The 7214-nt window shown below is 28.5% G+C and carries 3 protein-coding genes and 1 pseudogene; all 4 read left to right on the top strand.

What is annotated here, in order from left to right:
• Positions 1-3731 (top strand): GEVED domain-containing protein (locus tag ACH2BC_RS02820; protein WP_395052469.1); only part of this gene is annotated, 3731 nt, incomplete at its 5' end.
• 88 nt (positions 3732-3819) lie between these two features.
• Positions 3820-4812, top strand: a pseudogene (locus ACH2BC_RS02815) (glycosyltransferase); the annotation flags it as partial.
• Entirely contained in the window at positions 4801-5541 is a 741-nt protein-coding gene (coaE, locus tag ACH2BC_RS02810) for a dephospho-CoA kinase (protein WP_395052470.1), read from the top strand. The pseudogene ACH2BC_RS02815 and the gene coaE, both read left to right, overlap by 12 nt.
• Positions 5542-5612: 71 nt before the next feature.
• Complete coding sequence (locus tag ACH2BC_RS02805) at positions 5613-7196, top strand: sensor histidine kinase (protein ID WP_395052468.1); 1584 nt, start codon at positions 5613-5615, stop codon at positions 7194-7196.
• Positions 7197-7214: the final 18 nt, after the last annotated feature.

Here is a 7214-nt window from a genome sequence, read left to right as displayed (position 1 = left end):
TTGCTGTAAATAGCAATGGTTGGATTTCTTTTGGTTCTTCACTACTATCACCATCTGTAAATATGAATACAACTTCATCATATACGCCAATAGCATCAATATCTAGTGAAGTAACTAATGATTTAGTTGCAAGAGTTTCAGCAATGGGAAGAGATTTGCAGTCCCAAATTGGTGGAGAAATTCGTTATCAAGTACTTGGTAATTCTCCAAATCAAACTTTGGTTATACAATGGAAAAATTTTAAAAAATTTAATCAAGCCGGTGATTCCTATAATTTTCAAATTAGATTATCAGAAACAACTAATGTTGTAGATGTTGTTTATGGTTCTATGACAAGTAATGCTACCGCAGGACTTTTTCAATGTGGTTTAAGAGCCAATCCAAATACTTCAAGCACAAACTATAACAGTAGGACTACAACAACAGATTGGTCTAGTTCAACAGCAGCAACAAATTCTGATAATACTTTAATTTTGTCTCAAACTGTTTTTCCAGTTTCTGGTTTAACCTATACTTGGAATCCACCGTTAAATTGCAGTGGAACTCCTAATCCAGGAAATACTTTATCAAGTGTTTCATCAGTTTGTAACAATGTAAATTTCAATTTATCATTAGAAAACACAACAGTTGGTTCCAATGTTTCTTATCAATGGCAATCATCAACAGATAATATAAATTTTATTTCAATCACTAATGCAATTGCATCAACTTTATTTACATCTCAAACTGGTTCTACTTATTACAGATGTATTGTAACTTGTAATGCATCAAGTGAAACAACCAATAGTAATTCTGTTTATGTTTTATCAAATTCATTATCACAATGTTATTGCAATCCAACTTACACAAATGGTAAGACAGATGGAGATTTAATATCTAACATCACAATATCTGGAACAACACTTTCTAACAATTCTGGTACAGCAAATGTAAATCCATCATTTACTTATTTTACAGGTCAGCCAAATTATACAGGAACACTACAAGCTGGTTCTACATACAATATTAATGTAGCAGTAGGTACATTTGGATTTCAAAACGTAGCCGTTTGGATAGATTATAATGATAATGCAATTTTTGAAACATTAGAAAGAGTAGGTTTTACAACCGCTTCAATTGGAGCTAATGGAAGTACAACTTTTCCTATAAGTTTAGCTTGTAATCCAACTACAGGTATGCATAGAATGAGAGTTAGAGATGTTTATAATATTGCCGGAATTTCTATTGATCCATGTTTAAATTATTTATATGGTGAAACAGAAGATTATGATATTAATATTACAGCAGCAGCAGTTTGTCCTCAACCTGCAAATTTAAATGCTGTAAATATTACTAATAATTCAGCCGATTTATCTTGGACTATTGGATGCGTAGAAACTCAATGGGATTTACACTTAACTACATTAGGTGGAGGAATTCCAACAGGAATACCATCAAATGTAAATGTCACAAGTGTTTTTAATGCTACAAGCTTGCTACCAGATACAGATTATGAATTTTATGTAAGAGCTAATTGTTTAGCTAATGGTTATAGCTCTTGGACTGGACCATTTACTTTTTCTACAATTCCGTTACCACCAAGTAATGATAATTGTATCAATTCTACTTCTTTAATAATTGGGAATGTATTTAATGACAATTCTGTTGTAACAACAAATATTTCTGCAACAAATTCAAATCCTCCAGCTGCTGGATGTTCTTTTTATAATGGTGGAGATGTTTGGTTTTCTGTAACAATTCCTGCTTCTGGTAGCGTAACTGTTGAAACTAAATTTTTAACTGGAAGTGCAATTTTAGATACTGGAATGGCAATATATTCTGGATCTTGTTCTAGTTTAGTTCTTGTTGAATGTGATGATGATGATGGAACAGGTAATTTTTCACTTATTTCCTTAACAGGAAGAACACCAGGAGAAGTTGTTTATGTAAACACATTTGAATATGAAAATAATGCATTTGGAAATTATCAAATTGCTGCTTATGATTGTTCGTCTACAACACCGGAACCAACAGGAAATACTACTCAAGCATTTTGTAGCGAAGCAACAATTGGAGATTTATATGTTGATGGAACAACAATAAAATGGTATGATGCTTTAACAGGAGGAAATTTACTTTTACTAACCGATGCAATTGTTTCAAATACAACTTATTATGCATCTCAAACTATTAATTGTGAAAGTTTTAATAGAATTGCAGTTTTAGCAATAATTTCATCAGCACCAATTGTAAATAACAGTACATTAATTCAATGTGATGACAATACTAATGGTATTGAAATTTTTAATTTAACAAATGTAAACTCAAGTATTTCATCTTTACCAAATACCACTTTTACTTATTTTATATCAATTTTTGATGCTGAAAGTAATACTGCACCAATTACAAACTCAACTGCTTATGTAAATACTATAAATCCAGAAACTATTTTTGTTAGAGTAGAAAATCAATATGGATGTTATTCTATTGCCGAATTAAATTTAAGTGTAACAACAACTTTATCTCCAACTGGTTCTGCTAGTCAGTCTTATTGTAACGGTACAGTTGCTTCTCTTCAAGCAGTAGGAAATTCTGTTCAGTGGTATGATTCATTATTAAGTACAACTCCATTACCATCTTCAACTTTATTAGTTGATCAGATTAGTTATTTTGCTTCTCAAACTCAAAATGGTTGTGAAAGTGGAAGTAGACTTGAAGTTGTTTATACTTCCAATTGTCCTTTTGCAGGATGTTTAAGTGATACTTTTGGACAATTTCCAGCTGTTACATTTGTGCCAATCTGTTCTGGAATTCAAGAAATTATAACTACAACAGGATATACTGCAGAGTATTCAGCTGTTACAGTAACTTCTGGAATACAATATTCATTTAAATCATCTAACAATTCAACTTTTATTACTATAGCAAATGATTTAGGTACAATAATTTATACTTCTGGAACTGGAAATGTAAATTGGATTTCTACTATTTCTGGAGATATAAGATTTTATACTCACTTAAGTACTGCTTGTGATGGAAATGATACAGAAATTGGTAGAGCAGTTCAATGTGGAGTTGCTCCATCACCACCAATTAATGATGAATGTGTTGATGCAATTTCATTAATTCCTGGAGGCGTTTTTGCAGATAATCCATTAATAGTTTCTAATTTTGGCGCAACTGCTTCTTCTGGAGTTTTAGAACCTAGTTGTGGTGCCTATTTTGGTGGCGATATTTGGTATTCTGTTGCAGTACCAACATCTGGTAATGTAACAATACAAACCAATTCTACTGACGATACAGTTACAGATACAGTTGTTGAAGTTTACAGTGGAGATTGTTTAAATTTGACTTCTCTATTGTGTAATGATGATACTAATGCTGGATTTTCATCACTATCTCTTACAGGATTACTTCCAGCAAGTACACTATTAGTTAGAACTTTTTCATATAATAATGTTGAAATTGGAACTTATGGAATTTCTGCATTTGATGCTTCTTTATCAACTTCAAATTTTGATACTTCAAATTTTAAATTTTATCCAAATCCAGTGAATGATATTTTAACTATTTCTAACACTGATTTAATCTCTAAAGTTCGAGTAATTAATTTATTAGGACAAGAAATATTTTCAAAATCTATAAATTCAACAGAAGGAAAAATTGATATGAGTTCGTTACCTACTGGAACATATTTAGTAAAAGTATCTTCCAATGATCTTGTAAAAATCATAAAAATAATTAAGCAATAAATCATATTTTATAGTATTTTTTAAAGTCCTGCAATTGCGGGACTTTTCTTTTTTTAGAAATCATTATATTTGTTAAAATTTTTTATAAATGTATTTTTCAATAATTATTCCTGTCTTTAATAGACCAGACGAAATAGAAGAACTTTTACAAAGTTTAGTTTCAATAAATTATAATCAAACCTTTGAGGTTGTTATTGTTGAAGATGGTTCAACAGAAAACTGTAAAAGTGTAGTTGAGCAATTCGCTACTAAATTATCAATATCTTATTTTTATAAAAATAATTCTGGTCCAGGTGATTCTAGAAATTATGGAATGCAAAAAGCCAAAGGCGATTATTTTATAATTTTTGATTCAGATTGTATAATTCCATCAAATTATTTAACAGAAGTTGAAAATGAATTAAAAACTAAATATGTAGATTGTTTTGGTGGACCAGATAAAGCATTAAAATCGTTTTCTAGAATTCAAAAAGCTATAAATTTTGCAATGACTTCTTTTTTAACAACTGGAGGAATTCGTGGTGGTTCAGAAAAAATTACCAAGTTTCAACCACGAAGTTTTAATATGGGAATTTCTAAAAAAGCTTTTTTAGAATCTAAAGGTTTTGGAAATATTCACCCAGGAGAAGATCCAGATTTAAGCATCAGATTATGGAAATTGGGTTATGAAACTAGATTATTTTCTAATGCATTTGTGTATCATAAAAGAAGAATAGATTGGGAAAAATTCTCAATGCAAGTAACAAAATTTGGAAAAGCGCGTCCAATATTAAATTCTTGGTATCCAGAATATAATAAAATTACTTTTTGGTTGCCTACATTGTTTGTTTTAGGTTTTATATTTTCAATAATTGCATTAATTCTATTGTATGAAATTTTTCTACAAGTTTATTTTGCTTATTTCGTTCTGATATTTATTGTTTCAAGTATTCAAAATAAAAGTATAATTATTGGATATTTATCAGTAATTGCAACGTTTAGACAATTTTTCGGATACGGAATTGGGTTTTTAAAATCATTTATTAAAATAGCAATTTTAAAACAAAAACCAGAAATTGCTTTTCCAGAGTTGTTTTTTAAAAAGAGAATAGAATCTGATGAATCTATAATTTTAGAAAAAAAATCTGACTTAGAAATTAAATCTGAAGTAAAAATTAATATAGAAAAAGAAAAAAAATCTGAAATAGAAACCAAAGAAGAAATTAAAATACCAAAACCATTTGTAAAAACTAAAATTATTGGTTTAACAGGCGGAATTGGAAGCGGAAAAACTACTGTTGCTAATTATTTCAAAGCCAAAGGAATTCCAGTATATATATCTGATGTCGAAGCTAAAAAAGTAATGGAATTTCCAGAAATAATTGCCAAAATTGAAAATACATTTGGTTCTGATTTAATTTTAAATAATCAATTAAATAGAGAAAAATTAGCATCGATTGTTTTTTCATCACCAGAAAAATTAAAACAATTAAATACAATTGTACATCCAGCAGTAAAAATACATTTTGATAACTGGATAAAAAACAATCAAAATTCTGAATTTATTGTTAAAGAAGCGGCAATACTTTTTGAGAGCGGAAGTTATAAAGATTGCGATAAAATTATTACAGTTACTGCGCCACTTGAAATGCGAATAGAGAGAATACTTACAAGAGATAACACAACCAGAGAAAAGGTTTTACAACGTATAAACAATCAAATCTCTGATGAAGAGCGAGTTGCTAAAAGCGATTATGTAATTACTAATGAAAAAAGAGAAGAAATTGAAGAACAAGTTGATAAAATCATTATTTTATTGAAAAATAAATAATTTTTGGCTTCAATGTTAATGTTTGGTTAATACATTAACACTATAAATGTTAAAATGCTAATTTTGTTATGATGAATAAGTTTGTTTTTCGGCTGTTAGTGGTTTTAATGAGTTTGTCTTTATTAGGAATAATATTGGTTCAAGTTTATTGGTTTAATAAATCACTAGAAAACAACGAAGAACAGTTTAAATTTCACGTAAAACAAGTATTAGGAAATGTTGCAAGAAAACTTCAAAAACAAGAAGAATATGCGTTTTACAGTAAGAATAATACATTAAAATCTAATACTAAAGTTGTACCAAAAAAGGATGATCTTTTAGAGTATGGTTACTATCAAAGAAATGCGAAAACCAATAAAACTATAATTTATTCTAACAGTATAATTTCTGAAGATTATGATATATTTTCTACGTTCTTTGATAAAAATTCTGATAGTTCAAAAGTAAATGGATTTAGTTCTAAAAGAAAAACCGAAGTTTATAATAATAATTCTATAGACAATACAAGGTTTCAAAATCGTGCTATTCCTGATATAACTGTTGAAAAAACTGGAAATTTAGATATTCTAGAAAGCGCTCAATTTGAAATTGCTTATAAAGATATTTTTTCTGCATATGCCATACAAGATAGAGTTACCAAAGAGAAACTACAAGATCTTGTGTCTAAAGAATTAGATGAATATGGTGTAAAAACACCTTTTGAATTTAATGTTTATAGTAATGGTTTGGCAACTAAAATTAAATCGGAACGCTTTAGATTTGATAAATATGCAACCTATTCAATTCCAATTTTTATGGATAATGATGGAAGCGAAAAATATCAATTATTACTAACGTTTCCTCAAAAGAAAAAGTTTTTGTTTAGAGAAATTCTTGCCATTACACTATTATCTATAGTTTTTACGTTAGTTATAATAATTGCATATTCAAATGCATTACATCAATTAATAAAACAAAGACATATATCTGAAATTAAAACTGATTTTATTAATAATATGACTCACGAGTTTAAAACACCAATTGCTACAATAAATTTAGCACTTGATGCCATTAAAAACCCAAAAGTAATTGACGATAAAGAAAAGATTTTTAGGTATTTACAAATGATTCGTGACGAAAATAAACGAATGCATGCACAAGTAGAAAATGTATTGAGAATATCCAAATTAGAAAAAAAGGAGTTGGATATTGCTAAAGAATCATATAATGTTCAAGATATTATTGAAGATGCAATAGATCACGTAAATTTAATAATTGAAGATAGAAACGGAACAATTACTAAACATTTTGATGCAACCAGAACATCTGTTTTATTAAATGATGTTCATTTTACTAATGTATTTGTAAATATTTTAGATAATGCAATAAAATATTCACCATCAGAACCAGTTATAGAAATATTTACAGAAAATATAAAAGAATTTATAGTAATAAAAATTAAAGATCACGGTTCTGGAATGAGTAAAATAGCTCAAAAAAGAATTTTTGAAAAATTTTACAGAGAACACACAGGCGATTTGCACAATGTTAAAGGTCATGGTTTAGGATTAGCTTACGTTAAAAGAATAGTAGAAGATCACAATAGTGAAATATTTGTAGAAAGTGAAAAAGGAAAAGGAAGTACATTTATTATAAAAGTACCACTCATAAATTAAAAAAAAACAACAAACAAA

Source organism: Flavobacterium sp. (assembly GCF_043760115.1).
Lineage (GTDB): Bacteria > Bacteroidota > Bacteroidia > Flavobacteriales > Flavobacteriaceae > Flavobacterium.
This window is presented reverse-complemented; position numbering and strand designations above follow the sequence as displayed.